The organism is Campylobacter sp. W0014, assembly GCF_020135975.1.
Lineage (GTDB): Bacteria > Campylobacterota > Campylobacteria > Campylobacterales > Campylobacteraceae > Campylobacter_D.
The window spans coordinates 15,800-38,242 of record NZ_JACHTR010000003.1 but is presented as its reverse complement, the minus strand read 5'-3'; the positions used below and the strand labels follow the sequence as shown (position 1 = coordinate 38,242).

Genomic DNA, 22,443 nt, shown 5'->3' with positions numbered 1-22,443 from the left:
ATACTTTAAAATTCTAAATTTTTAGGAATAAAATGCCCGTTGAAAAAATCTTACAAGATTTAAAAAATAATCACAATCTTAGATCCCTACCTCATCTAAAACATGAAGGAAAATTTGTCTATAAAGAAGGTAAAAGGCTTTTAAATTTAGCCTCAAATGATTATTTAGCGCTCTCTTATGATAAAGAATTAAAGCAAGAATTTTTAAGCACTTTAAAAGATGAAAATCTGTTTTTTTCAAGCTCAAGTTCAAGAAGCTTGAGTGGAAATTTTGAAATTTATGAAGAATTGGAAGATTATTTAAAAGCTGATTTTAAAAATAAAGAAATACTTCATTTTAACAGCGGATATCATTTAAATTTATCCTGTATAGCCGCACTTTCAAGCTTAGATAAAACTCTTTTTTTGGCTGATAAATTTATCCATGCGAGCATGATTGATGGATTAAGGCTTAATGGGGCTAATTTTTTCCGCTATAAACACAATGATTTAGATCATTTAGTATCTTTGATCCAAAAACATTATGAAAAATATGAAAATATCATCATACTTAGCGAAGCTTTATTTAGCATGGATGGAGATTTTAGCGATCTAAAAGCCCTTGTTGAACTTAAAAAAACTTATCCAAAAATAAAACTCTATATCGATGAAGCCCATAGCGTTGGATGTTTTGATAAAAAGGGCTTAGGATTTGCAAAATCCCTTGGCTTAGAAAATGAAATTGATTTTTTGGTTTTTACCTTTGGAAAAGCTATTGCTTCAATGGGTGCTTGTATGATTTGTGCTAAAAAATATAAAGATTTTTTCATCAATAAAGCACGTGCTTTTATCTATTCTACAGCTTTACCTCCTATCAATATTGCCTTTACACTTTTTATTTTTAAAAATATGACAAAATTTCAAAATAAAAGAGAAAATTTATATCATCTAAGCCAAAATTTTAAAAACAAACTCAAAGAAAAAAAATATCAAATTTTAGGGGATTGTTATATCATTTCTTTGATCTTAGGGGATAATAAAAAAGCCTTAGAAATAGCTCAAATACTTGAAAAATGTGGCTTATTTGCTCCGGCAATTAAAGAACCTACCGTGCCTAAAAATACAGCTAGAATTCGCTTTTCTATGCACGCAGGACTTAATCAAAACGATCTTGATCCGATTTTGGAGTTATTATGAAAAATGCATTTTTATGTAAAAATCCCAATTGTGATGAATTGATTGTTGTTTTTGGAGGATTTGCAAGCCATCCAAGTCATTTTTTGCATTTAAAAAGTGAGAAAAATGTTGTATTGTTTTATGATTTTGAAAATTTAGATTTTGAATTTGATTTTAAAGCTTTTTCAAAAATCAAATTAATAGCCTTTTCCATGGGAGTTTGCCTTGCCAATTATCTTTTAAAAGAATATGACTTTAAACAAAAAATTGCCCTCAATGGTACAAATTTAGGCATAGATAAAGAAAAAGGTATCCATCCTACACTTTTTAGTAAAACCATAAAAAAATTTAATTTAGAAAATTTTAAAAATTCTTTATTTAAAAATCATAAAGATAAAACTAAAAATTTTATTTTCAAAGATGAAAATGCCTTAAAAAATGAACTTAATGTGCTTTTTGAATTTGCTTTAAAAGAGCAAAAAGAAAATTTAATTTGGGATAAAATTTACTCAAGCAATCAAGATGAGATCTTTCCACAAAATGCTTTAAAAAAAAGCTTTGAAAATTTAATTTTTCTAAATGAACCTCATTTTGCATTTTTTCATTTTCATTCTTGGGATGAACTTTGAATTTTTTAAAAGCCAAATCAAGCTATCAAAAAGCTGCAAAAGTGCAAGATTGGATGGGAGATAAGCTTTGTGAAAAAATCCCTACAAATGAAATTTTTGATCAAGTCTTTGAATTTGGTTGCGCACAAGGTGAATTCACACAAAAATTAAAAAAGAAAATCATCTTTGAAAAATACATTTTAAACGACATTTTAGATTACAAAATTCAAGATAAAGTTGAAATTTTTGATATGAATGATATTGCTCATCACCCTTTAAGCACTCAAAAATTCGATCTTATTGCTTCTAATGCAACCTTACAATGGCTTGATCTAAAAAAAATACTGCCAACCCTTAAAAACATGCTTAACAAAAAAGGCATTTTACTTTTATCTACTTTTGGTGAAAAAAATTTAGAGCAAATCGCACAAAGTACAGGATTTTCTTTAAGCTATCTTTCTCTTTTTGACATAAAAAAAATCCTACAAGAGTATTTTTTTGAAATTTTTATAGAAGAAGATTTTATCACTTTAGAATTTAAAAGCCCTTTGGAGGTTTTTAGACACTTAAAATTAAGCGGAGTAAATTCTTTAGGTTATCACGCTTTAACAAAAACTTTTTTAAAAGACTATGAAAAAAGATTTCAAAACAAACTCACTTACCATCCTATTTTTATTTATGTAAAAAAAATATAAAATTATTTTGTTATAATCTGGGCAAATTTCCTTAGGAACTATCACAAATGAAAAAAATATTATTTTTTTGTATGTTTTTATTTTTATGTCTTAAAGCAGAAAATCTTAGCATTTTTGTCGCTTCTTCAGCTTCAAAAACTATGAGTGCGATTAAAGATGAATTTTTAAAAACTCATCCAAATGATAATATAGAAATGATTTTTGGCGCCTCTGGAAAATATTACCAACTTTTAAAGCAAGGGCGAAAATTTGATTTATTTTTTTCAGCCGATGAAAAATACGCTGAGGCAATTTTTAAAGATCAAAACGCCCTAGAAAAACCAAAAATTTATGCTTTGGGTGTTTTAGCCTTATATAGCTTAGACCCAAATTTAATCCATCTTAAAAATCTCAAAGAAAATTTAACAAAAATCAATCATCTAAGCATAGCAAATCCAAAAATCGCTCCTTATGGAGTTGCCGCTAAAGAAATTTTAGAAAAACTTGATCTAGGTGAAAGTTTAAAAAATAAAATTATCCTAGGTGATAATATTGCCCAGCCAGTTTTATATGTTGATTCTAAAGCATCTAACCTTGGCATCGTGGCTTATTCTTTAGTTTCTCCTATCAATCGCCCCAAAGGATACGCAAGTATTATCGATCCAAAATATTTTACCCCTTTAAAGCAAAGCTTTGTGATCACAAAATACGCTAAAAATAAAAAATTAGCCTTTGAATTTAGCGATTTTATAGGTTCAACCAAAGCAAAAGAGATTTTTAAAAAATATGGATTTGATACCCCATGAATATTTTAAAAGGCAAAGTTTGCGAAGTTAATTATCAAGATGATTTGATACTCGTAAAAATAAATTGCGAAAATGAAATTTTTAAGGTTTTAATGCTTGCTCCATTTAAAGAACTCACATTAGATCAAGAACTTCAAATGCTTTTTAAAGAACATGAACTTTGTTTTGCCTCGCTAAATTCTAATTTAAGCGTAGAAAATTCCTTTAAAGCAAAAATTTCAAAAATCAAAGAAGGAAAACTCTTATATCATGTATTTTTCAAATTCCACGATCAAGAACTTTCTAGCTTGATCACCAAGGAAAAAGCTTTGGAATTGAAACTTTGTCAAAATCAAAAATGGCTTTGCTTTATCAAAGCAAATGATATTATTTTAAGGACAAACAATGCTTGATCCTGTCTTTTTGCAAACTCTCTTTCTAACTCTTAAACTAGCTTTTATCACCACTTTTATACTTTTTTTTATAGGTGTTTTTTTAGCCTATATCTTAAGTTTTACTCATTTTCCTTTTAAAGCTTTATTGCAAACTTGTATCAATTTACCTTTGGTTTTGCCTCCTAGTGTTTTAGGTTTTTATCTTTTGATCAGTTTTTCAGCCAATACTTTTTTAGGGAATTTTTTGCAAAAATATTTTCACCTTTCTTTGGTTTTTACCTTTGAAGGACTTGTCTTTGCTTCTATCATTTTTTCTCTACCCTTTATGATCAATCCTTTGCAAAGTGCTTTTTCATCGATCAATCAAAATCTCTTAGATGCTTCTTATACTTTAGGCAAAAGCAAAACAACCACGCTTTTTAAAGTCATCTTGCCCAATTGCAAAGCAGGCATCTTTTCAGCTTGTGCGATGAGTTTTGCCCATACTATGGGTGAATTTGGAGTTGTTATGATGATAGGCGGACACAAACAAGGCGAAACTTTAGTCGCTAGTATCGCAATTTATGACGAACTTGAAACCTTAAATTACACCCTAGCACACCAATACGCTTTTGCGCTTTTTATCCTTTCTTTTGCCATACTTTTAAGCCTATATTTTGTCAATAAAAAGTTAAATTTTTAGGAAACTAAATGCTAAAAATAGATCTAAAATATCAAGTCAATACTAAAAATTTTGAATTTAAAACCCACATTGATCAAGGCAAAATCACAGCTATTTTTGGAGAAAGTGGGGTTGGAAAAACAACCTTGCTTAAAATCATAGCGGGGTTAATCAAACCAAATTGCGGCTACTTAGAAGTAGATAATGAAATTTGGTTTGATCATAAAAAAAATATCAATCTAAACATACAAAAAAGAAAAATAGGCTTTATGTTTCAAGATTATGCTTTATTTCCTAATATGAATGTCAAAGAAAATTTAAGCTACGCAAATAAAAATGAAAAAAAAATCAATGAATTTTTAGAGCTTATGAATTTAAAAGAATTAGCCAAAGCATATCCTAAAGAACTTTCAGGCGGACAAGCCCAAAGAGTTGCTCTAGCAAGAGCCTTAATAACAGAGCCTAAAATTTTGCTTTTAGATGAACCTTTAAATGCTTTAGATTTTAAAATGCGTATGAATTTGCAAGATGAACTTGCAAAAATTTTACATCATTTTAAAATCACAACTTTATTTGTAAGTCACGATATAGCCGAAATTTACAAACTAAGCCATAAAATCATAGAAATTCAAAATGGCAAGATCATTAAAAATTTACCCAAAAATGAATTTTTTACACAAGCAAATTTAAGCGCAAAATTACGCTTTAGCGCGACTTTACTTGAGATTAAAAAAAGCGATATTTTGATCATTTTCACCCTACTTTTAAATCAAAACATCGTTAAAATCACACTCAGCGAGGAAGAATTTTTAAAAGATTATCAAGATGTAAAAATCGGCGATACGCTTTTACTTTCAATAAAAGCTTTTAATCCTATCATTGTAGGGAAAATAAACAAGAAGGAATAAAAATGAAAAAAATCATCATAAATTTAATTTGCATTTTATTTATCAGTGGATGCAGTCAAAAAACAACTGAAATAGTAGGCTACAGCATAGCATTTGCACCCTCAATAGCAGTTTCTGCTGTAGGACTTACTGCTCTTGGAGTGCTTTATCCTCCAATGTGGCTTTTAAGTAAAATTGATAAGAAAACAAGTAAAAATTCAAAGCATTCTTTTTGTAAACTTGTAGATTTATGTCAATCTCAATTGAATCTAGATTCAAAAACTACTAATGAAATTTTAAACGAGATTAAACATGAAATTTCTTATTTTAAAAAACGTGAAAAGTATTTTTCTCAAATATATAATAAATTATTTGACAGCAAAAATGAAGAATATAAAAAATTCACTCAAGAATATGAAAAAAATACCCAAAAATATATCGATGCTTATAAAAAAGTTCTTGCAAGTGAAGATGATACTTGGTTAGCATATTCCAATGAAACAAATAAAAAAATATTGTATGCTTTTTATAAGGCTTATGAACGTTATCCTTTTATTAACAATGCTAAAACATTAACTGATAATAAAATTTTTGCTGTGAGTGATATAGATTTTGATTATTTTTATTTTGATAATGAGTTTTTAGTAAAAAAAGAAGATGAAGTTCTAGAAAAACTCAGCAAAAAACATATTAAAGAATATAAGAAATTTAAAGAAAAAACTTTAGAAAAATCCAAAAAAATCAATCAAAAAGAAATCACTTACAATGGTTATGTTATATTTTTTCAAATACAAGATGAAAAATTTAAACCTATTTTAGGCTATGTTTCTTACAAGCTTGTAAATGAACCTGATGTGCATTGTACTTTATATTGATGGAAAAATGTAATTTATAAAAAAAGATTTAAAAGAATAGCTAAGCAAGCATTCTTTTAATATCTTTTAATCTCTTAACACAAATTTCAAGATCTTTATTTTTAGTCGCATTGTCTTTTTTAGCATAGGCGTGCAAAATAAATAATTTCGTTTCAAAAGCATAAAAAATTCTGATCGAATGTCTTGGAGTTTTTAATCTTATCTTAAAAATATCATCACATCTTGTTTTGCTATGTTGCTCATCAAGCTTGTTGCCGTTTATGGCTAATTCTTGTATCATTTTATAAGCTTTTTCTTTATAATTTGGCTCAAGATTGTTTATAAATTTGGTGATTTTATTATTATAATAAACGATTTCATACACAACAAACCTTTAATTTGTCAATATTTTATTTTTTCAAATCCTTAAATAAATAATTTAAATATTGATTTAAAATTTCTTCTCTTTTATATAAATCTTTAAAATTTGAAATTTTAACATTAAGCGCAAAAGACTGATAAGAATGAAATTTTTTCAAATAAACAAATCCTACAATCCAAGCAATGCCATCATTAAAGCCTGTTTTACCATAAAGAATAAAATCATCATTTTGTCTTAACTCGATCGTTTTAATGACTTCTTCTTGAATTTTTTTAAAATAAGGAAGTTTTAAATTGGCAAGTTTAAAAAGTAAAGCGGATTGTTCTTTGGCTGAAATTTGTAAAGTATTATCAAGCCAAAAAGTATCGATTTTAGAAATTTTTTTATTACCATAATCAAGCTTGTTTAAATTTTCTTGCATTCTTTCTTTGCCTATTTTTCTAGCAAGTTCTTTAAAAGCAGGTACTTGAGATCTTTTTATGGCTGAAGTTAAATTCGCATCCTGTGCCCAAGAAGCTAAAAAGACTTTTTCGCCTTTATAATGATAAAAAACTTCACCTGTATCCTTGAGTATATGAGAATTTAAAGCGATTAAAGCATTAAAAATTTTAAAAGTAGAAGCTGGAGAAAAACGCTCTTTAGCTTTTAAAAAATCATTACTCAAAAACTCTTCACCATCATAAACAATCATTACTCCGCTAAGATTTTGCTCTTTAAAAAAATCTGGTAAATTTTTAGCAAAAATAAAATTTTGAAAAAGTAAAAATAAAACAAATACTCTTATCATTTTTTATCTATAACTTTTTTAAGTGCCAAAGAAGCCAAAGCCAAGCCAAAAGAAGCTGTAACTCCCATAAAAGAACCAAGATCCTTACAGCAAGGCGCTTCATCTGAAAAAACCACGTCAAAATCTTGATTAAAATCCGATTTTCTAAGCTCATAGCGAAATTTTTTCGCCAAAGCATCACCATAAGTTTTAAAAATACTTGTCGTTTTAATACGCGTAGGATCAAGCTTTCTTGCTCCACCTGTGGAAGAAATAAAAATTTGCTTTTTAAAATCAATCCTATTAGCCAACGCCACTTTAGCAGGGATATCATCAATCGCATCAATGATAAGATCAAAAGAACTTAAATCAAATTGATCAAGAAATTCTTGATCAATTCTTGCTACAATGCCCTGTGCTTTATAAATTTTTTCAAAAACTTTTGCTTTTTCCTCGCCTATGTGCTCACTATGAATTTGGCGATTTTGATTTGTAACCTCAAAACAATCCCCATCGATTAAAGTAAGATTTGTAAAACCGCTTCTAAACAACGCATCAACACAAATTCCACCAACTCCTCCAAGACCACAAACTAAAACTTTAGTTTGAGAAATTTTCTCTAAATTTTCTTCTGTAATTAACCATTTTATACGCGTAAATCTATCATTCATTATTTTTCCTTCATCCATTTTTTTGTTTGTTTTAATTTTTTATAAGCCGTTAAATCAAGCATTATAGGTGTAATAGTCGCATAACCTTTCTTTAAAAGGGCAATATCGGATTTTTTTTCTTCTTCAAAATCCAAATTAGCACTCGCAAGCCAAAAATACTTCTTTCCCCTTGGATTAACATTGCAATGAGCTTTATAATTATAAATTCTTTTTCCAACTTTAGCGATTTTAATCCCTTTAAATTTGGTTTTTGAGGATGGAAAATTCACATTTAAAAATTCTTTTTTATCTAAAGGAAATCCTTGATTAAAAATTTTTTTCACAAGTTTTTTTATAATTTTTAAAGCGATTTTATAATCTATTTTTTCATTGTTTTTATAAAATTGCGAAAAAGCGATAGCTGGGACTCCTTGTAAAACAGCCTCCATAGCTCCTGCACAAGTCCCAGAATACGTAATATCCTCTCCCACATTTGCACCTTTATTGATCCCACTTATAACAAGATCGGGTAATTTTTTCTTATAAAAGGCATGCAAAGCTAAATAGATACAATCCGCAGGAGTTCCATCGTCTAACTTATAAAATCTTTTTTTAACCTTAACAAACTGAAGAGGTCTTATCAAAGTAATAGAATGAGAACAAGCTGATTTTTCATTTGAAGGTGCAACTACAGTTATCTTTGCTTTAAATTCTTTTTTCAGCATCTCAACAAGTTTTTTCAAGCCTTTGCTTTCATAGCCATCATCATTAGTAATAAGAATTTCTTTCATTTTCAGCCTTGTTGTAATTTAAATAAAGAAATTATTTTCAAAAAAAGTAAATTAAAATTATATACAAAAAATAATAATTTTTATTACTTTTCAATCCACAATTTAATTTCAAATTAAATTCTTATAAATTATGTTATGATACCAAATATCAAAATTAAGGACTGCTCATGAAAAAAATCAAATATGGTTTATTTTTTTTAGTTTTTACTATAGTATTTTCAGCTTGTTCAACTAAAGAACTTAATCCCTTAGGACGCTCTTATGGAGAAATGTATGATAGCGATCCTTTAAAAATTGGCAAAGAACCGACTAAACCAGCAGAGCAAAGTACTCCTAGTTTAGTTGAAGGAGAAAAATTTCCAGCCATCCCTTTAGTACCGCCTGTTATTCGCTTTGATTCTGCTGATGCTAATTCGACAGAAATTCCAAGACCAAGATTAAAATCAAATGGTGAATTTAATGATGTTTCCGCCGTTGGAGGTATTAGTTACACGAGTGATTTTATTACTATTATGAATCCTAATGGAGCAGCGCTTACTATATGGGGTGTTAATCCAGGAAATTGGATATGGGGCTACAGTTTATATAATAGCAGAAAATTAGGAGATGCCAGAGTTTGGCAATTGATCGAATTTACCAGCGATATTGTTATGATAAAAAATGCTCAAACCAATACTTGTCTAAATGCTTATGGCAATGGTATAGTGCATTATCCTTGCGATCAAAGCAATCAAGCACAATTTTGGAAACTCATTCCTATGAGTAATGGAGCTTATCAGATTAAAAATATCGGCACAGAACAATGTATACAAACTCCAGTAAAAAATGTTATGTATGAATTTGATTTCAGTTCTTACAAAATCTTTTTGCAAGATTGCGCTAAAGCTGGTGAAACAACCTTAGATAAACAATGGTATATTACAACACCCAGCTATGGAACAAATTCACCTTATCTTAAGGAGCAAATATGAAAAAAATAATCTTGCTATTAATTTTTAATATTAGTTTTGTTTTTGGAGCCCTAGAAAACTATTCTACTGGAACTTGGAATATGCAAGGTTCTTCAGCCTCAACTGAAAGCAAATGGAATATAAGCGTAAGACAACTTGTAACTGGAGATAATCCTTTAGATATAGTCGCCATACAAGAAGCAGGAGTTTTACCAGCAACTGCTACGATGACTCCAAGACAAGTTCAACCTGTAGGTGTTGGAATTCCTATACATGAGTATGAATGGAATTTAGGATCTTTATCTCGTCCAAATATTGCTTATATTTATTACTCAAGAGTAGACGTTGGAGCTAACCGCGTTAATATGGCAATAGTGAGTAGAATAAGAGCTGATGAGGTTATAGTATTACCTCCTCCAACTGTGGCTTCAAGACCTATTATAGGAATTAGAATAGGTAATGATGTTTTTTTCAGCATTCATGCCTTAGCTAGGGGTGGAAATGATGCAGGCGCTATAGTAACAGCTGTGGATATGCATTTTAGAAATATGCCTGATATTAATTGGATGATTATGGGAGATTTTAATCGCAATCCTGATCAATTAACTCCTTTATTAGATGCTGATTTGAGAAGACGTATTAATGTTGTATATCCTCCTTCTTTTACACAAACCTCTGGCAATACAATTGATTATGCTGTTACAGGAAATTCTAATCAAGCTGCAGCTTATAGACCTCCTTTAATTACAGCTGTATTAGCTTTAGCGGGTATTAGAAGTTTTTTAGCTTCTGATCATTTTCCAGTAAATTTTAGGAGATTTTAAATGAAAAAAATTTTAGTATTATGTATTGTATTTATGGGCTTAGCTTTCGGAAATGAACCCAAAGGAGACTTACCTGATTATACACCTATGTTTGCAATAAGATCTCTTGAAACAGGAATTTCTATCAGTGTTTTTAGAGAAACCTCGCAAGATTTAACAGATCAAAACTGGATACTAAGAGAGATCACTTTAAGCGATAAATTGAAAACTAAAGATACACTCGCTGATAAACTTCCTTTTGGATACGTTCAATTTGTTAATCCAAACGATGATGATATATGTTTGGCCATTTTAGAAAGTGGTTTTTTTGGGGCTAAATCTTGCAAAGGAGATTTAGAAGATGAAAAACTAGAAACTGTTTTTTCCATCATGCCGACAACAAGTTCTGCGGTACAAATTCGTTCTTTAGTTTTAGGTGGAGTTGAATGTATTTCAACTTTTTATAATCCACAAGTTGCCTTAGAAAAACGCATAGGTATTAAAAAATGTATCATTGGTCCTGGTTTTTTTATTGATCCTTCTCAATTGCTATTTTTCACTCCTGCCATCGTTGAAGCAACTCCGCTTAATTAATTTACCTTTTTAGGTAAATTAATTATTAATTTTTATAAATAAACTAAAAACGTTTAAAAAATATTTTTTAAAAAATCAAGCTTTATTTGCTATAATTGCTAAAAAATTATTTTAAAAAGGAAATTTTTATGTTAAATCTTTTGCTTTTAAGCAGTTCAAGTTATCAAAATACTGGTTATTTAACTCATGCTAAAACCCATATACAAGATTTTTTAAAAGAATGCGATTTGTTAAATGAAGAAATACTTTTTATCCCTTATGCAGGAGTAAGAAGAAATAATGATGAATATGAGACAAAAGTAAAAGAAAGTTTAAATCAAGAAAATATCGTCTCTATACATCGTCATAATCACTCTAAAGAAGCTATTTTTAAAAGCTAAAGTCATTTTAGTCGGTGGAGGCAATACTTTTATGCTTTTATCTAAACTTTATGAATACGATCTTTTAGATTGTCTAGTTCAACGCGTCAAAGAAGGAGCTTGTTATATCGGCTGGAGTGCTGGATCAAATATAGCAGGAAAAAGCATAAAAACAACCAACGATATGCCAATTATCATGCCTCAAAGTTTTAATGTACTCAACCTTTTTCCTCATCAAAACAATCCTCATTTTATCAGCGGTAAAATTCAAGGACACAATGGAGAAAGTCGAGAAGAACGCTTAGAAGAATTTTTAATCGCCAATCCTCAAGAAAAAATTTACGCCATACCTGAAGGATTAGCTCTTAGAATAAAAGATGATAAAGTTAAAATTATAGGGCATAATCCAGTGCTTAAATTTGAATACCTTATGAAAAGCACAATTTTAGAACTTAACCAAGAATACCCTTATTAAACAAGGAATTAAAATGCATAATTTTTATTTGATATTAGCAGCTTTAGGAACTTTAGCAACTGTTATTTTACTCATTAAAAAAGCAGAAACAAAAACAACTTTATTTGGTGTTGGTTTTATCCTTTGTTTGGTTTCTTTAAAACCAATTGATGCCTTAAATGCCTTTACTTCTTCAATGACTCAAGCCTCTTTGCTTAAAGCCATTTGTGCGAGTATGGGTTTTGCCTTTGTGATGAAATTCACTCGATGTGATGCTCATTTAGTTCGATTGCTCACCGCTCCTTTAAAAAATTTAGGTTTTTTCTTAATCCCTATCGCTTTTATCATAACTTTTTTTATTTCCATTGCTATACCTTCTGCGGCCGGTTGTTCTGCGGCTGTTGGAGCAACTTTAATCCCTTTATTGATGGCTTCTGGAATTAAACCTGCTATGGCAGCGACTGCGGTTGTAAGTGGAACTTTAGGAAGTGCTTTAAGCCCTGGTACTTCTCATAATGGCATCATCGCTGATATGAGTCTCAAGTTTTAAGTGTTCAATTTAATTTTACTTTTGTTTCTGGAATCATTACTTGTATTTGTTTAATCATTATGGCTCTTATTTTTAAAGATTATCAAAAAGGAGCAGTTTATGAAAGCAAAACACAAACCGAAGAGGGAATTAAAAAAGCAAATTTCTTATATGCTTTGATGCCTTTAGTTCCTATTGTTATTTTGATCGTCGGTGCGAGTGATTTACCAAAAATTGAAATTTTAAATCCTATTTTAAACTGGACAACTAAAATTCAAGTGGCAGAAGCTATGCTTTTAGGTGCTATTTTGGCTATGGTTGTAACCATGAGTAGTCCTAGTAAAATTTGTCAAGAATTTTTCAATGGTATGGGAAGTTCTTATGCTAATGTTGTGGGTATTATCGTTGCTGCAAGTGTTTTTGCTGCAGGTTTGGAAGCTTGCGGGGCTACTAAGGCTGTGATTGAATTTTTAAAAAATGAGCAGCATTATGTCCGATTTGGAGGAACCTTTATACCTTTTTTAATGGCTATGGTAACAGGTTCAGGCGATGCGCCAACTATGGCTTTTAATCAGTCAATCACTATACGCGCTAAAGATTTAGGCTTTGATCAAGTAGCATTAGGCATGGTAGCTACAGTCGCTGGGGTGCTTGGAAGGGTTGTTTCACCTATTATGGCGGCAAGTATTATTGTAGTGGGTATCGCAGGGATAAATACCATAGAAATTGTAAAAAGAACTGCGCTAGGCTCGATCATTTCTCTTTTAGAGATCGCTTTTATTATGCTTTAATTTCACTAGCTAAAAGAATAATTTCTTGTAAAACTTTACTTGCTGCTTTTAAAGATTTAAGTGGCAAGTATTCATAAATAGAATGAAAATTATGTGCTCCAGTAAAGATATTTGGACACATAAGCCCTTTTTCAGATAGTACAACTCCATCATAACCGCCACGCATAGGAATAATATGCCTTTATATCTAAATTTTCATAAGCTTTTAAAGCCAGTTTTACAGGGAGACAATCCGTAGTTTTTAAGGCATTAAAAACATTTTTATAACGATTTGATAAATGAATTTGTATCCTTTGCTCACCCCACATTTTTTTACAAGAATCGCATAAATCTTGCAAGAATTGCATTCTTTGCTTATATTTTTCCTCATCAAATTCTCTAATGTCTATTTTTAAAATCGTTTTTGCGCTATTTCCATTTATTTCTTTCACCCAAAAATACTCTTCCTTGCCTTCCGTGTATTCAGGCGCCTCACCCCTTGGCAGCATAGAGATAAATTGATGGGCTAAAATCAGTGAATTTACAAGCTTACCTTTTGCACTCATAGGGTGTGCTGAAACTCCTTGAAAAGTTACTATAGCATCTCCAGCATTCCAATTTTCATAGATAAACTCACCTATACCGCAACAATCCAAACAATACCCAAAATCAGCGTTAATTTCTTTCACGTCAAAAGCCTTAGCCCCTCTTAACCCCTGCTCTTCATCAGGCAAAAAGCCCACAATGATATCCCCATGTTTTAAAGAAGGATTTTTAACAAAAATTCAAGCATATCCATAATCGCAGCGATGGCAGCTTTGTTATCCGCACCTAGCAAACTCGTTCCATCAGTATGGATAATATCATCGCCTTTGTAATTTTTAAGCTCTTCAAATTCACTTTCTCTTAGATAAAGATCTAATTCTTTATTGAGACAAATATCCCCACCTTCATAATGCGTGATTTGTACTTTAGTGTCATTTTTTTGCTCACTACTAGTATCTAAATGTGCAAAAAAAGCTATACGGGGTGTATTGGAAACATTTGCAGGTAAAAGTGCTGTTGTGATAGAATTTGATCTTTTAACAATCTGACTCAATCCAAGCTCTTGAAGTTCCTTTTCTAGCAAACTAGCCAGTTGCATTTCATTGGAATTTGAAGGCATAATACCTGCTAAACCATTTTCTTTATTGGTTGTGGTATTGATCTTAGTATAATTTATAAATCTTTGGGCGATATCCATAAAAACTCCTTAAATTTTTCATTTCAGGAAAAAGAATTAATCATCTTGTATTATAATTGCATTTCATTAAATTTTTAGGATGAAAAATGAAAAAAATATTAAATTTATTTGGTGCTTGTGCGGTTTTTGCAAGTTTAGCTTTTGCAGATGTTAATATGTATGGTCCAGGTGGCCCTCACTTTGCTTTACAAGAAATAGCAAAAAAATACGAGAAAAAAACCGGCGTAAAAGTCAATCTTACCTTTGGTCCTCAAGCTAGTTGGATCGAAAAAGCAAAAAAAGATGCGGATATATTATTTGGTGCTTCAGATCAATCAGCTTTAGCCATTACAACAGATTTTGATAAAAAATTTGATGTTAAAAAAATCGAACCATTGTATTTTAGAAAAGCGATCATTCTTACTCAAAAAGGCAATCCTCTAAAAATCAAAGGCTTAGAAGATCTTGCTAAAAAAGGAGTGAAAATCGTTGTCCCAGAAGGTGCAGGAAAAAGCAATACTTCAGGAACAGGCGTTTGGGAAGATATGATAGGAAGAACTCAAAATATAAAAATGATTCAAGATTTTAGAAACAATATCATTGCTTTCACCCCTAACAGCGGTGCTGCTAAAAAATTATTTTTAGAAAAAAAAGCGGATGCGTGGATCACTTGGATCGATTGGGCTAAGGCAAATCCGGACTATGGCGACGTTGTCAATATCGAAAAAAAATTAGTCGTATATAGAACTTTCAACATAGTCGCAAAAAATGATGCAGATAAACAAATTCAAGATTTTATCACTTATCTTAAAAGCGATGATGCTTATAAAATATTTAAAAAATACGGATATAGAAAATAATTTACGCAGAGATTTTCTCTGCATTTTAGGTCAAATTTCGCTACTATAATTTTAACCTTCAGGGAATTAAATAATTTTTGAAAAACAAGATAATTTAAAACAATGTCTGCAAAATTTTTACAAAACCACCCATTTACCAATACAAAAGACAAATTAAATTTAGATATCTTAATGAAAATTAGATGAGATAAAAATTCTATATAAGTTAAATCATAAAAAATATTGTTAGAATTTTTAATTATTATCCTTATGAAAATATTTATACAGCTTATATTATAATGGAATATATACAAGCAAAAAATATTAAAGAATATTTTAATGATGAAAATAACTTAGAAAATTTAAATTCTATTGTTATGCAGCTAATTGAGGTCTTTGCTTATATAGAAGAAAAAAGCATTATACATAGAGATATAAGAGAAAAATATTCTCGTAGATGTTGATGGGGTAGTTAAGATAATTGTTAAAAATAATTTTGACATACAAAAATATCCTAGCTCTATCAAGTGTGAAGAATTGGATAAATTTTATAAATGGTTTAAAGCACTAAACGATAAAATGCAAAGACTTGTTTTGGATAATCTTGAGGATAAAATATCCAAAATTCCTGTTAGAACACAAAATGATGATATTGATACCCTTTTAATTAAAAAATCAGCAAAAAATTAAAACGAGATGTTTTTAAATCCTTAATTTAACTTAAGGATTTAATAAAATAAGACTTATTGCCATCACAGCCATACCAAAAACTAATCCATAAAGACTATCATGGGCTTTATCATAAGTTTTTGCAGCAGGTAATAGCTCATCAAAAGAAATAAATACCATAATCCCAGCCACCATAGCAAAAGTAATAGCCAAAGTAAGTTCATTCATAATGGGTAAAATCAAAAATGCTCCAACAAATGCTCCTATAGGCTCTGCTACACCAGAAAGTGCCGAATAAATGAAGGCTTTTTTCTTATCATTTGTAGCATGATATATCGGCAAAGAAACTGCCATTCCTTCTGGGATATTATGTATTGCTACAGCCACAGCAATAGCTATACCAAAATTAAGATTATCAATGCTTGAAATAAAAGTCGCAAAACCTTCAGGAAAATTATGTATTGCTATAGCAAGCGCGGTAAAAATTCCCGTTCTTTTTAAAGCCTTTGTATTAATTTTTTTAAGAGGTTCTCCTGCATGAAAAGCAGGAGCTTTTTCATTTTTCTTAGGTAAAGGACAAATTTTAAGCTCACTTAAATCTTCTTTTGGTTCGTGCGGATTAACATCTTCAGGGATAAATTTGTCAATGATAGCCGATAAAAAAATTCCTCCAAAAAAACACAAAAGCGCTAAAAGCTCTCCATAATTTGAATTATAATGTTTTTTAAAATCCATAAAAGATGAAGGTAAAATTTCCATGAAAGAGATATATATCATCACGCCAGCAGAAAAGCCAAGTCCAAAAGAAAGGATTCTAAGATTATCATTTTTGCTGAAAAATGCTATCACTGAACCAATAGCTGTTGAAAATCCTGCCAAAATAGTCAAAACCATCGCTGCTAAAATTTGATTTATTGTAAATTCCATGATAAAGATTATATCAGAAAAATATTAAGTAAGAATTTATTTATTGACAATAATTATTAATAATATATGATTTTAATTTTCAAGCAAATTCTTTAAGTGAAAATTAGCTATGATTCTTTTTCTAAAAATTTAAAAGAGGGAAAAATGAAAACCTTTCTCGTTTGCGCCTTAGAACCTTCAGCAAATTTGCATTTAAAAGAAGTTTTAAAAGCCTATAAAGATGAGTGTAAAGAATTTGATTTAGTGGGAATTTATGATGAAAGCTTATGCGATGAATTTAATCTAAACTCAAAACCCCTCTATAGCTCACACGAATTTAGCGCTATGGGTTTTGTAGAGATCTTGCCTCTTATCTTTAAAGCAAAACGCGCGATAAAAGAATTAGTCCATTTAAGCTTTACGCAAAAAATAAATGCGATTTTATGTATAGATTCTCCCGCTTTTAACATCCCTTTTGCAAAAGCTTTCAAAAAAGCCGATTCTAAGATAAAAAGAATTTATTATATCTTACCTCAAGTTTGGGCATGGAAAAAAGGAAGAATTCCTATCATAGAAAGTCATTTTGATGTTTTAGCCTCTATTTTGCCTTTTGATGATCAGTTTTTTAGCAAAAGTATTTACGTTGGGCACCCACTTTTGGACGAAATCAAAGAATTTAAAGATGAAAAAGATACACAAGTTCTACTTTCAAAAAAAGAACATGAAAAAATCGTTGCTTTTTTACCTGGATCAAGAAGAAGTGAAATCAAACGCTTAATGCCTATTTTTAAAGAGCTTTCTAAAAATTTTCAAGGTGAAAAGATCCTTTGTATCCCTCCTTTTAATCTTAACAAACTCGATCTTTATGGCGATATTAGCGAATTTAAAATAGAGAGTAATACACCTAAAGTTTTAAAAAAATCAGATTTTGCCTTTATTTGCAGTGGCACAGCAACTTTGGAGGCAGCTTTGGTCGGAACTCCTTTTGTTCTTGCTTACAAAGCAAAGGCTATTGATATTTTTATAGCAAGGCTTTTTGTGAAGTTAAAACACATCGGCCTTGCAAATATTTTTTGCGATTTTGCAGGAAAAGAAGAGTTAAACCCTGAATTCTTACAAAATGAAGTCAATGTAGAAAATTTATATCAAGCTTATCTTAAATACGATTATAAGAGTTTTTTTGTTAAAGTTAATTTTTTAAAACAGTATTTAAAATTTGGAAGTGCAAAAAATTTAGCTAAAATACTTGATGAAAATTAAAAGGATAAATTATGCAAAAAGAACCAATGAGTCAATTTGGATATGATAAATTAGTTGCTGAATTAAAAGACTTAAAAGACAATCAACGCCCAGCAGTCGTCATAGAAATCGACACTGCAAGAAGCCATGGGGATCTAAAAGAAAATGCAGAATACCACGCAGCTAGAGAAAAACAAGCCTTAATCGAAAGTCGCATAGCAGAACTTAGCGATTTGCTAGCTCGTGCGCAAGTTATAGATCCTGCAAGTTATGAACACGATAGCGTAAAATTTGGATCTAGTGTTGTGATTATGGATTTAGATACTGAAAAAGAAAGCAAATACACTCTTGTTGGAATTTGTGAAGGAAATTTGGATAAAGGTTACATTTCCATTGCTTCACCTATAGCAAAAGCTATGCTTGGAAAAAAAGAAGGCGATGAATTTAAAGTTCGCTTACCTAAAGGTGAAAGCGAATTTGAGATCGTTTCTATTAGCTATGAACCTTTGAAATTCTAAGAATGCAAGAATTAATCTTACAAAATAAGGCAATTTTAATTGCCGATGCACATGAAAATAATCAACGAAGAGGTTTTTGGAAATTTTTACAGGCTTTAAAAAATAATGAAATTTCCACACCTCAACTCATATTAATGGGTGATATTTTTGATCTGCTCATCGGAGAAATTTCTGCCACTCATGAATTTGCAAAACCTTATATTTATCTACTTGAAGAATTAGCACAAAAGATGGAAATAATCTACCTTGAAGGAAATCATGATTTTAATCTTGCTTGCTTTTTTGAAAAGGTAAAAATTTTTTCCCTAGAAAAACAACCTTTGAAACTTAAATTGCACACAAGTAAAGTTAAAAATGAAAATTTCTATATTTTTTTAGCACATGGTGATATTTTTTTATCTCCATGTCTTCAATTTGCACTCAAAATCCTTAGAAATCATTATTTGCTTGTATTTTTAAACTGGATAAATCAAATCAGTTTTAACGCTATATCAAAAAAAATCTTAAAAAATCAAAATCGAAAAAATCTATTTTATAAGATAAAAAATTTTGAAAATTTAGCCAATGAAAGATATCTAAAATATAGAAATTTAGGCTCTTGGGTGTGTGAAGGGCATTATCATCAAAATTTTATTATCGATAAAAAAGACATTAAATATTTTAATCCTGATAGTTTTGCACATAAGGAAAGTTTTTTTTTAGTAGAATACAAACAAGAAATTGAATTTCGAGAACAGAAATTGAGGGGTCAAAATGTTTGATGAAAATATCGTGAAAACGGGTTCAAATGAAATGGAGCTTGTCGATTTCCGTATCTTTAAGCAAGGACAAGATAAGATTTATGAAGGAATTTATGGAGTAAATGTCTCTAAGGTTAGAGAAATTATCAAAATTCCAACCCTTACAGAACTCCCAGGAGTACCTGAATACATCGAAGGGATATTTGATCTTCGCGGTATCGTTATTCCCGTGGTTAATCTTGCTAAATGGATGCAAATCACCGAGCCAGAAAGCACTTTACTAAAACCTAGGGTAATTATTACTGAATTTAGCAATATTCTTATAGGTTTTATTGTGCATGAAGCTAAAAGGATTCGCCGTATCAATTGGAGAGATATAGAACCAGCAAGCTTTTCAGCAGGTTCTGGCGCTCTGGATAAAGGCAAAATTACTGGAGTTACGCGTATAGAAAATGATGAAGTACTGCTAATACTTGATCTAGAAAGTGTCATAGAAGAGTTAGGAATTTACTCACCTAAAATTGACGTTGATTACAAATTGGAGAAATTTAGCGGAACAGCACTTATCTTAGATGATAGTTTAACAGCTAGAAAACGCGTAAAAGAAATGATGCAACAACTTGGCTTACAAGTTATAGAAGCAAAAGATGGAATTGAAGGTTTAAGTAAACTTGAAGAACTTAGTCAAGTTTATGGAGAAAATTTATGCAATACTTTAAAAATTATAATCAGTGATGTAGAAATGCCTCAAATGGATGGTTTTCATTTTGCAGCACGTCTTAAAAATGATATAAGATTTAAAGATATTCCTATTGTCTTTAACTCATCATTGTCCAATGAATTTATGAATGAAAAAGGCGTCCAAGAAGCTGGAGGGGAAGGCTATTTAGTTAAATTTAATGCTAGCGATTTCTTTAGTGAAGTAACTAAAGTTTTAAAAAAACACCAATCACAAGAACAGGGGTAAAATATGGAAGATATGCAAGAAATACTTGAAGACTTTTTAGTTGAAGCTTTTGAGCTAGTTGAGCAAATCGACCATGATTTGGTAGAACTTGAATCAAATCCAGAAGATTTGGATTTGCTTAATAGAATTTTCCGTGTTGCGCACACAGTAAAAGGTTCATCGAGCTTTTTAAATTTTGATGTCTTAACAAAATTAACTCATCACATGGAAGATGTTTTAAATAAAGCAAGACATGGGGAATTAAAAATTACTCCAGATATTATGGATGTAGTTTTGGAATCCATCGATAGGATGAAAACATTGCTTAATTCTATCCGTGATAATGGAAATGATACAGCTATAGGTATGGATATAAAACCAATTTGCACAAGATTGACTGCAATTTCCGAAGGAGAAACCCCAGCTGGAAATTCAACACCAGTGGAAGAAAAGCCGGTAGAAACTCCTAAAGAAGAACCTGCGCAAGAACCAGAAGTGGATGTTAATCAATTAAGCGATTCCGAAGTAGAAGCTGAAATAGAAAGATTACTAAAAGTAAGAAAAGCTGAAGACCAGGCACGTCGTACAAAAAAAAATCAAAATTTAGCAACATCAACTCCTCAAAAAACAGAAAATAGTGACAAAAAAGTTCCTGCTTCAAGTAGTGGAGGTGGTATGGATCAAACTATCCGCGTTGAAGTTAAAAGATTAGATCACTTGATGAATCTAATTGGAGAGCTTGTTCTTGGCAAAAACCGTTTGCTTAAAATTTATGATGATGTCGAAGAACGTTATGAGGGTGAAAAATTTCTTGAAGAACTTAATCAAGTTGTGAGTCAACTTAGCATAATCACAACAGATGTTCAATTAGCGGTTATGAAAACTAGAATGCAACCTATTGCAAAAGTTTTCAATAAATTTCCAAGAGTTGTTCGTGATTTAAGTCGCGATCTTGGCAAACAAATAGAACTTGAAATTTCGGGTGAAGAAACAGAGCTTGATAAATCTATCGTCGAAGAAATTGGTGATCCAATCATGCACATGATTAGAAATTCTTGTGATCATGGAGTAGAAGATCCAGCAACTCGTATAGCTAATGGTAAACCTGAAAAAGGTATTGTACAACTTAAAGCTTACAATGAAGGAAACCACATAGTTGTTGAAATTACTGATGATGGTAAAGGACTTGATCCAAATGCTCTAAAAGCAAAAGCTATGGAAAAGAATTTGATCACAGAAAGAGAAGCGGATCAAATGACAGATAAAGAAGCTTTTGCACTTATTTTCAAACCAGGTTTCTCAACTGCAGCTAAAGTTACCAATGTTTCTGGGCGCGGTGTTGGAATGGATGTTGTTAAAACCAATATTGAAAAACTAAACGGTGTAATTGAAATTGATAGCGAATTGGGCAAAGGAAGCACCTTTAAACTTAAAATTCCTCTTACTTTGGCTATTATCCAATCCTTGCTTGTAGGAACCCAAGAAGAATTTTATGCTATTCCTTTAGCAAGCGTTCTTGAAACTGTTAGAGTGCCTGTAAACGATATTTACACCATTGAGGGTAAAAATGTATTGCGCTTAAGAGATGAGGTCTTGTCTCTTGTAAGGCTTTCTGATGTATTTGGCGTAAAACAGGTTCTTGAAAGCGGCGATCAAACCTATGTTGTAGTTATTGGTGTGGCTGAAAGTAAGCTTGGTATTATAGTAGATACACTCGTAGGGCAAGAAGAAATTGTTATTAAATCTATGGGAGAATATTTACAAAATATCCAAGGTATAGCCGGAGCTACAATACGTGGCGATGGTAGAGTAACATTAATTATTGATGTGGGTGCTATGATGGATATGGCTAAAGAAATCAAAGTTGACATTAAAGCTCAACTTGAAGCAAGTTCAAAAAAAGCAAAAGAACAGCCAAGTGATTATAAAGTTTTAATTGTGGATGATTCTAAGATGGATAGAACTTTAATGCAAAAAGCATTAGAGCCACTTGGGGTAAGCTTAATCGAAGCAACTAATGGAGCCGAAGCGCTTAATATTGTAAAATCTGGCGAACATGATATCGATGCTATGCTTATAGATATTGAAATGCCGAGAATGGATGGTTATACTTTAGCAGCTGAAATTAGGAAATATTCTAAATATCGCAACCTGCCACTTATAGCTGTAACCTCTAGAACAAGCAAGACAGACCGTTTAAGAGGAGTAGAAGTGGGTATGACTGAATATATTACAAAACCTTATTCTCCAGAATATTTGGAAAATGTGGTGAGAAAAAATTTAAAACTAGGATAAGAA

General features: G+C 30.8%; 23 protein-coding genes and 3 pseudogenes. 20 read left to right on the top strand and 6 right to left on the bottom strand.

Annotated elements, in window-relative coordinates:
- Window positions 1-32 precede the first annotated feature (32 nt).
- The 8 genes from H2277_RS01520 to H2277_RS01485 are packed head-to-tail and all read left to right on the top strand — an operon-like array spanning window position 33 to window position 6,039.
- On the top strand, window positions 33-1,175 hold the full coding sequence (locus H2277_RS01520) for a pyridoxal phosphate-dependent aminotransferase family protein (RefSeq protein WP_337200645.1): 1,143 nt from the start codon (window positions 33-35) through the stop codon (window positions 1,173-1,175).
- Window positions 1,172-1,783, top strand: a complete 612-nt coding sequence (locus tag H2277_RS01515; protein WP_337200644.1) for a pimeloyl-ACP methyl esterase BioG family protein — start codon at window positions 1,172-1,174, stop codon at window positions 1,781-1,783. The genes H2277_RS01520 and H2277_RS01515 overlap by 4 nt, the downstream gene beginning before the upstream one ends.
- The gene (bioC, locus tag H2277_RS01510; protein ID WP_337200643.1) at window positions 1,780-2,457 is read left to right on the top strand and encodes a malonyl-ACP O-methyltransferase BioC; all 678 of its coding nucleotides are present in this window, start codon (window positions 1,780-1,782) and stop codon (window positions 2,455-2,457) included. Before H2277_RS01515 ends, bioC begins: the two co-directional genes overlap by 4 nt.
- Window positions 2,458-2,504: 47 nt before the next feature.
- Complete coding sequence (modA, locus tag H2277_RS01505) at window positions 2,505-3,242, top strand: molybdate ABC transporter substrate-binding protein (RefSeq protein WP_337200642.1); 738 nt, start codon at window positions 2,505-2,507, stop codon at window positions 3,240-3,242.
- Window positions 3,239-3,634 (top strand): TOBE domain-containing protein, encoded by a 396-nt coding sequence (locus tag H2277_RS01500; RefSeq protein ID WP_337200641.1) that lies wholly within the window; start codon window positions 3,239-3,241, stop codon window positions 3,632-3,634. Before modA ends, H2277_RS01500 begins: the two co-directional genes overlap by 4 nt.
- Complete coding sequence (gene modB / locus H2277_RS01495) at window positions 3,627-4,298, top strand: molybdate ABC transporter permease subunit (protein ID WP_337200640.1); 672 nt, start codon at window positions 3,627-3,629, stop codon at window positions 4,296-4,298. Before H2277_RS01500 ends, modB begins: the two co-directional genes overlap by 8 nt.
- An 8-nt stretch (window positions 4,299-4,306) precedes the next feature.
- Window positions 4,307-5,185: a sulfate/molybdate ABC transporter ATP-binding protein gene (locus tag H2277_RS01490; protein ID WP_337200639.1), complete on the top strand. Its 879-nt coding sequence runs from the start codon at window positions 4,307-4,309 to the stop codon at window positions 5,183-5,185.
- Between the two features lie 2 nt (window positions 5,186-5,187).
- Window positions 5,188-6,039 carry a hypothetical protein gene (locus tag H2277_RS01485; protein WP_337200638.1) on the top strand — a complete coding sequence of 284 codons (852 nt, stop codon included), beginning with the start codon at window positions 5,188-5,190 and terminating at the stop codon, window positions 6,037-6,039.
- 40 nt (window positions 6,040-6,079) lie between these two features.
- Here H2277_RS01485 and H2277_RS01480 read toward each other — a convergent pair whose 3' ends face one another.
- Genes H2277_RS01480 through surE form a run of 4 tightly spaced genes read right to left on the bottom strand, consistent with a single transcriptional unit; the run spans window position 6,080 to window position 8,607 of the window.
- Complete coding sequence (locus H2277_RS01480) at window positions 6,080-6,403, bottom strand: type II toxin-antitoxin system RelE/ParE family toxin (RefSeq protein WP_337200637.1); 324 nt, start codon at window positions 6,401-6,403, stop codon at window positions 6,080-6,082.
- A 25-nt stretch (window positions 6,404-6,428) separates the two neighbouring features.
- Entirely contained in the window at window positions 6,429-7,187 is a 759-nt protein-coding gene (gene blaOXA / locus H2277_RS01475) for a class D beta-lactamase (protein ID WP_337200636.1), read from the bottom strand.
- Window positions 7,184-7,840, bottom strand: a complete 657-nt coding sequence (locus H2277_RS01470) for a ThiF family adenylyltransferase (RefSeq protein ID WP_337200717.1) — start codon at window positions 7,838-7,840, stop codon at window positions 7,184-7,186. The genes blaOXA and H2277_RS01470 overlap by 4 nt, the downstream gene beginning before the upstream one ends.
- The gene (gene surE, locus H2277_RS01465) at window positions 7,837-8,607 is read right to left on the bottom strand and encodes a 5'/3'-nucleotidase SurE (protein WP_337200635.1); all 771 of its coding nucleotides are present in this window, start codon (window positions 8,605-8,607) and stop codon (window positions 7,837-7,839) included. The genes H2277_RS01470 and surE overlap by 4 nt, the downstream gene beginning before the upstream one ends.
- A 167-nt stretch (window positions 8,608-8,774) precedes the next feature.
- Between surE and H2277_RS01460 the strand changes: the two genes are divergently transcribed.
- The 5 genes and pseudogenes from H2277_RS01460 (at window position 8,775) to dcuC (ending at window position 13,087) form a co-directional block, all read left to right on the top strand.
- A complete protein-coding gene (locus tag H2277_RS01460) occupies window positions 8,775-9,578 on the top strand; it encodes an RICIN domain-containing protein (protein ID WP_337200634.1) in 804 nt (267 codons plus the stop codon).
- The gene (locus tag H2277_RS01455; protein WP_337200633.1) at window positions 9,575-10,381 is read left to right on the top strand and encodes a cytolethal distending toxin subunit B family protein; all 807 of its coding nucleotides are present in this window, start codon (window positions 9,575-9,577) and stop codon (window positions 10,379-10,381) included. The genes H2277_RS01460 and H2277_RS01455 overlap by 4 nt, the downstream gene beginning before the upstream one ends.
- Complete coding sequence (locus H2277_RS01450) at window positions 10,382-10,954, top strand: cytolethal distending toxin subunit A (protein WP_337200631.1); 573 nt, start codon at window positions 10,382-10,384, stop codon at window positions 10,952-10,954.
- A 128-nt stretch (window positions 10,955-11,082) separates the two neighbouring features.
- Window positions 11,083-11,788 (top strand): annotated as a pseudogene (gene pepE, locus H2277_RS09265) (dipeptidase PepE).
- A gap of 13 nt (window positions 11,789-11,801) precedes the next feature.
- Window positions 11,802-13,087, top strand: a pseudogene (gene dcuC / locus H2277_RS01435) (C4-dicarboxylate transporter DcuC).
- Here dcuC and pepT read toward each other — a convergent pair.
- Window positions 13,077-14,309, bottom strand: a pseudogene (pepT, locus tag H2277_RS01430) (peptidase T). The pseudogenes dcuC and pepT sit on opposite strands and share 11 nt — an antisense overlap.
- Window positions 14,310-14,395: 86 nt before the next feature.
- Between pepT and H2277_RS01425 the strand changes: the two are divergent.
- Window positions 14,396-15,148: an extracellular solute-binding protein gene (locus H2277_RS01425; protein ID WP_337200628.1), complete on the top strand. Its 753-nt coding sequence runs from the start codon at window positions 14,396-14,398 to the stop codon at window positions 15,146-15,148.
- A 209-nt stretch (window positions 15,149-15,357) separates the two neighbouring features.
- Window positions 15,358-15,591, top strand: coding sequence for a protein kinase (locus tag H2277_RS01420; RefSeq protein WP_337200716.1), 234 nt, complete (start codon window positions 15,358-15,360; stop codon window positions 15,589-15,591).
- Window positions 15,592-15,847: 256 nt separating this feature from the next.
- On the opposite strand, the gene zupT is transcribed toward H2277_RS01420, so the two are convergent.
- Window positions 15,848-16,723: a zinc transporter ZupT gene (gene zupT, locus H2277_RS01415; protein WP_337200627.1), complete on the bottom strand. Its 876-nt coding sequence runs from the start codon at window positions 16,721-16,723 to the stop codon at window positions 15,848-15,850.
- Window positions 16,724-16,867: 144 nt separating this feature from the next.
- Here zupT and lpxB point away from each other — a divergent pair, with 144 nt between their 5' ends.
- The 5 genes from lpxB to H2277_RS01390 are packed head-to-tail and all read left to right on the top strand — an operon-like array spanning window position 16,868 to window position 22,440.
- Window positions 16,868-17,962, top strand: a complete 1,095-nt coding sequence (lpxB, locus tag H2277_RS01410; protein WP_337200626.1) for a lipid-A-disaccharide synthase — start codon at window positions 16,868-16,870, stop codon at window positions 17,960-17,962.
- Between the two features lie 11 nt (window positions 17,963-17,973).
- A complete protein-coding gene (gene greA, locus H2277_RS01405) occupies window positions 17,974-18,459 on the top strand; it encodes a transcription elongation factor GreA (protein ID WP_137621905.1) in 486 nt (161 codons plus the stop codon).
- 2 nt (window positions 18,460-18,461) lie between these two features.
- Complete coding sequence (locus tag H2277_RS01400) at window positions 18,462-19,220, top strand: metallophosphoesterase (RefSeq protein WP_337200625.1); 759 nt, start codon at window positions 18,462-18,464, stop codon at window positions 19,218-19,220.
- Entirely contained in the window at window positions 19,213-20,166 is a 954-nt protein-coding gene (locus H2277_RS01395; protein ID WP_337200624.1) for a chemotaxis protein, read from the top strand. Before H2277_RS01400 ends, H2277_RS01395 begins: the two co-directional genes overlap by 8 nt.
- 3 nt (window positions 20,167-20,169) lie before the next feature.
- On the top strand, window positions 20,170-22,440 hold the full coding sequence (locus H2277_RS01390; protein ID WP_337200623.1) for a chemotaxis protein CheW: 2,271 nt from the start codon (window positions 20,170-20,172) through the stop codon (window positions 22,438-22,440).
- Window positions 22,441-22,443 lie beyond the last annotated feature (3 nt).

Coding starts and splice junctions, on each gene's coding strand:
- H2277_RS01520 (WP_337200645.1), top strand. CDS start 33: ATGCCCGTTGAAAAAATCTTACAAGATTTAAAAAATAATCACAATCTT.
- H2277_RS01515 (WP_337200644.1), top strand. CDS start 1,172: ATGAAAAATGCATTTTTATGTAAAAATCCCAATTGTGATGAATTGATT.
- modA (WP_337200642.1), top strand. CDS start 2,505: ATGAAAAAAATATTATTTTTTTGTATGTTTTTATTTTTATGTCTTAAA.
- H2277_RS01500 (WP_337200641.1), top strand. CDS start 3,239: ATGAATATTTTAAAAGGCAAAGTTTGCGAAGTTAATTATCAAGATGAT.
- modB (WP_337200640.1), top strand. CDS start 3,627: ATGCTTGATCCTGTCTTTTTGCAAACTCTCTTTCTAACTCTTAAACTA.
- H2277_RS01490 (WP_337200639.1), top strand. CDS start 4,307: ATGCTAAAAATAGATCTAAAATATCAAGTCAATACTAAAAATTTTGAA.
- H2277_RS01485 (WP_337200638.1), top strand. CDS start 5,188: ATGAAAAAAATCATCATAAATTTAATTTGCATTTTATTTATCAGTGGA.
- blaOXA (WP_337200636.1), bottom strand. CDS start 7,187: ATGATAAGAGTATTTGTTTTATTTTTACTTTTTCAAAATTTTATTTTT.
- surE (WP_337200635.1), bottom strand. CDS start 8,607: ATGAAAGAAATTCTTATTACTAATGATGATGGCTATGAAAGCAAAGGC.
- H2277_RS01460 (WP_337200634.1), top strand. CDS start 8,775: ATGAAAAAAATCAAATATGGTTTATTTTTTTTAGTTTTTACTATAGTA.
- H2277_RS01455 (WP_337200633.1), top strand. CDS start 9,575: ATGAAAAAAATAATCTTGCTATTAATTTTTAATATTAGTTTTGTTTTT.
- H2277_RS01450 (WP_337200631.1), top strand. CDS start 10,382: ATGAAAAAAATTTTAGTATTATGTATTGTATTTATGGGCTTAGCTTTC.
- H2277_RS01425 (WP_337200628.1), top strand. CDS start 14,396: ATGAAAAAAATATTAAATTTATTTGGTGCTTGTGCGGTTTTTGCAAGT.
- zupT (WP_337200627.1), bottom strand. CDS start 16,723: ATGGAATTTACAATAAATCAAATTTTAGCAGCGATGGTTTTGACTATT.
- lpxB (WP_337200626.1), top strand. CDS start 16,868: ATGAAAACCTTTCTCGTTTGCGCCTTAGAACCTTCAGCAAATTTGCAT.
- greA (WP_137621905.1), top strand. CDS start 17,974: ATGCAAAAAGAACCAATGAGTCAATTTGGATATGATAAATTAGTTGCT.
- H2277_RS01400 (WP_337200625.1), top strand. CDS start 18,462: ATGCAAGAATTAATCTTACAAAATAAGGCAATTTTAATTGCCGATGCA.
- H2277_RS01395 (WP_337200624.1), top strand. CDS start 19,213: ATGTTTGATGAAAATATCGTGAAAACGGGTTCAAATGAAATGGAGCTT.
- H2277_RS01390 (WP_337200623.1), top strand. CDS start 20,170: ATGGAAGATATGCAAGAAATACTTGAAGACTTTTTAGTTGAAGCTTTT.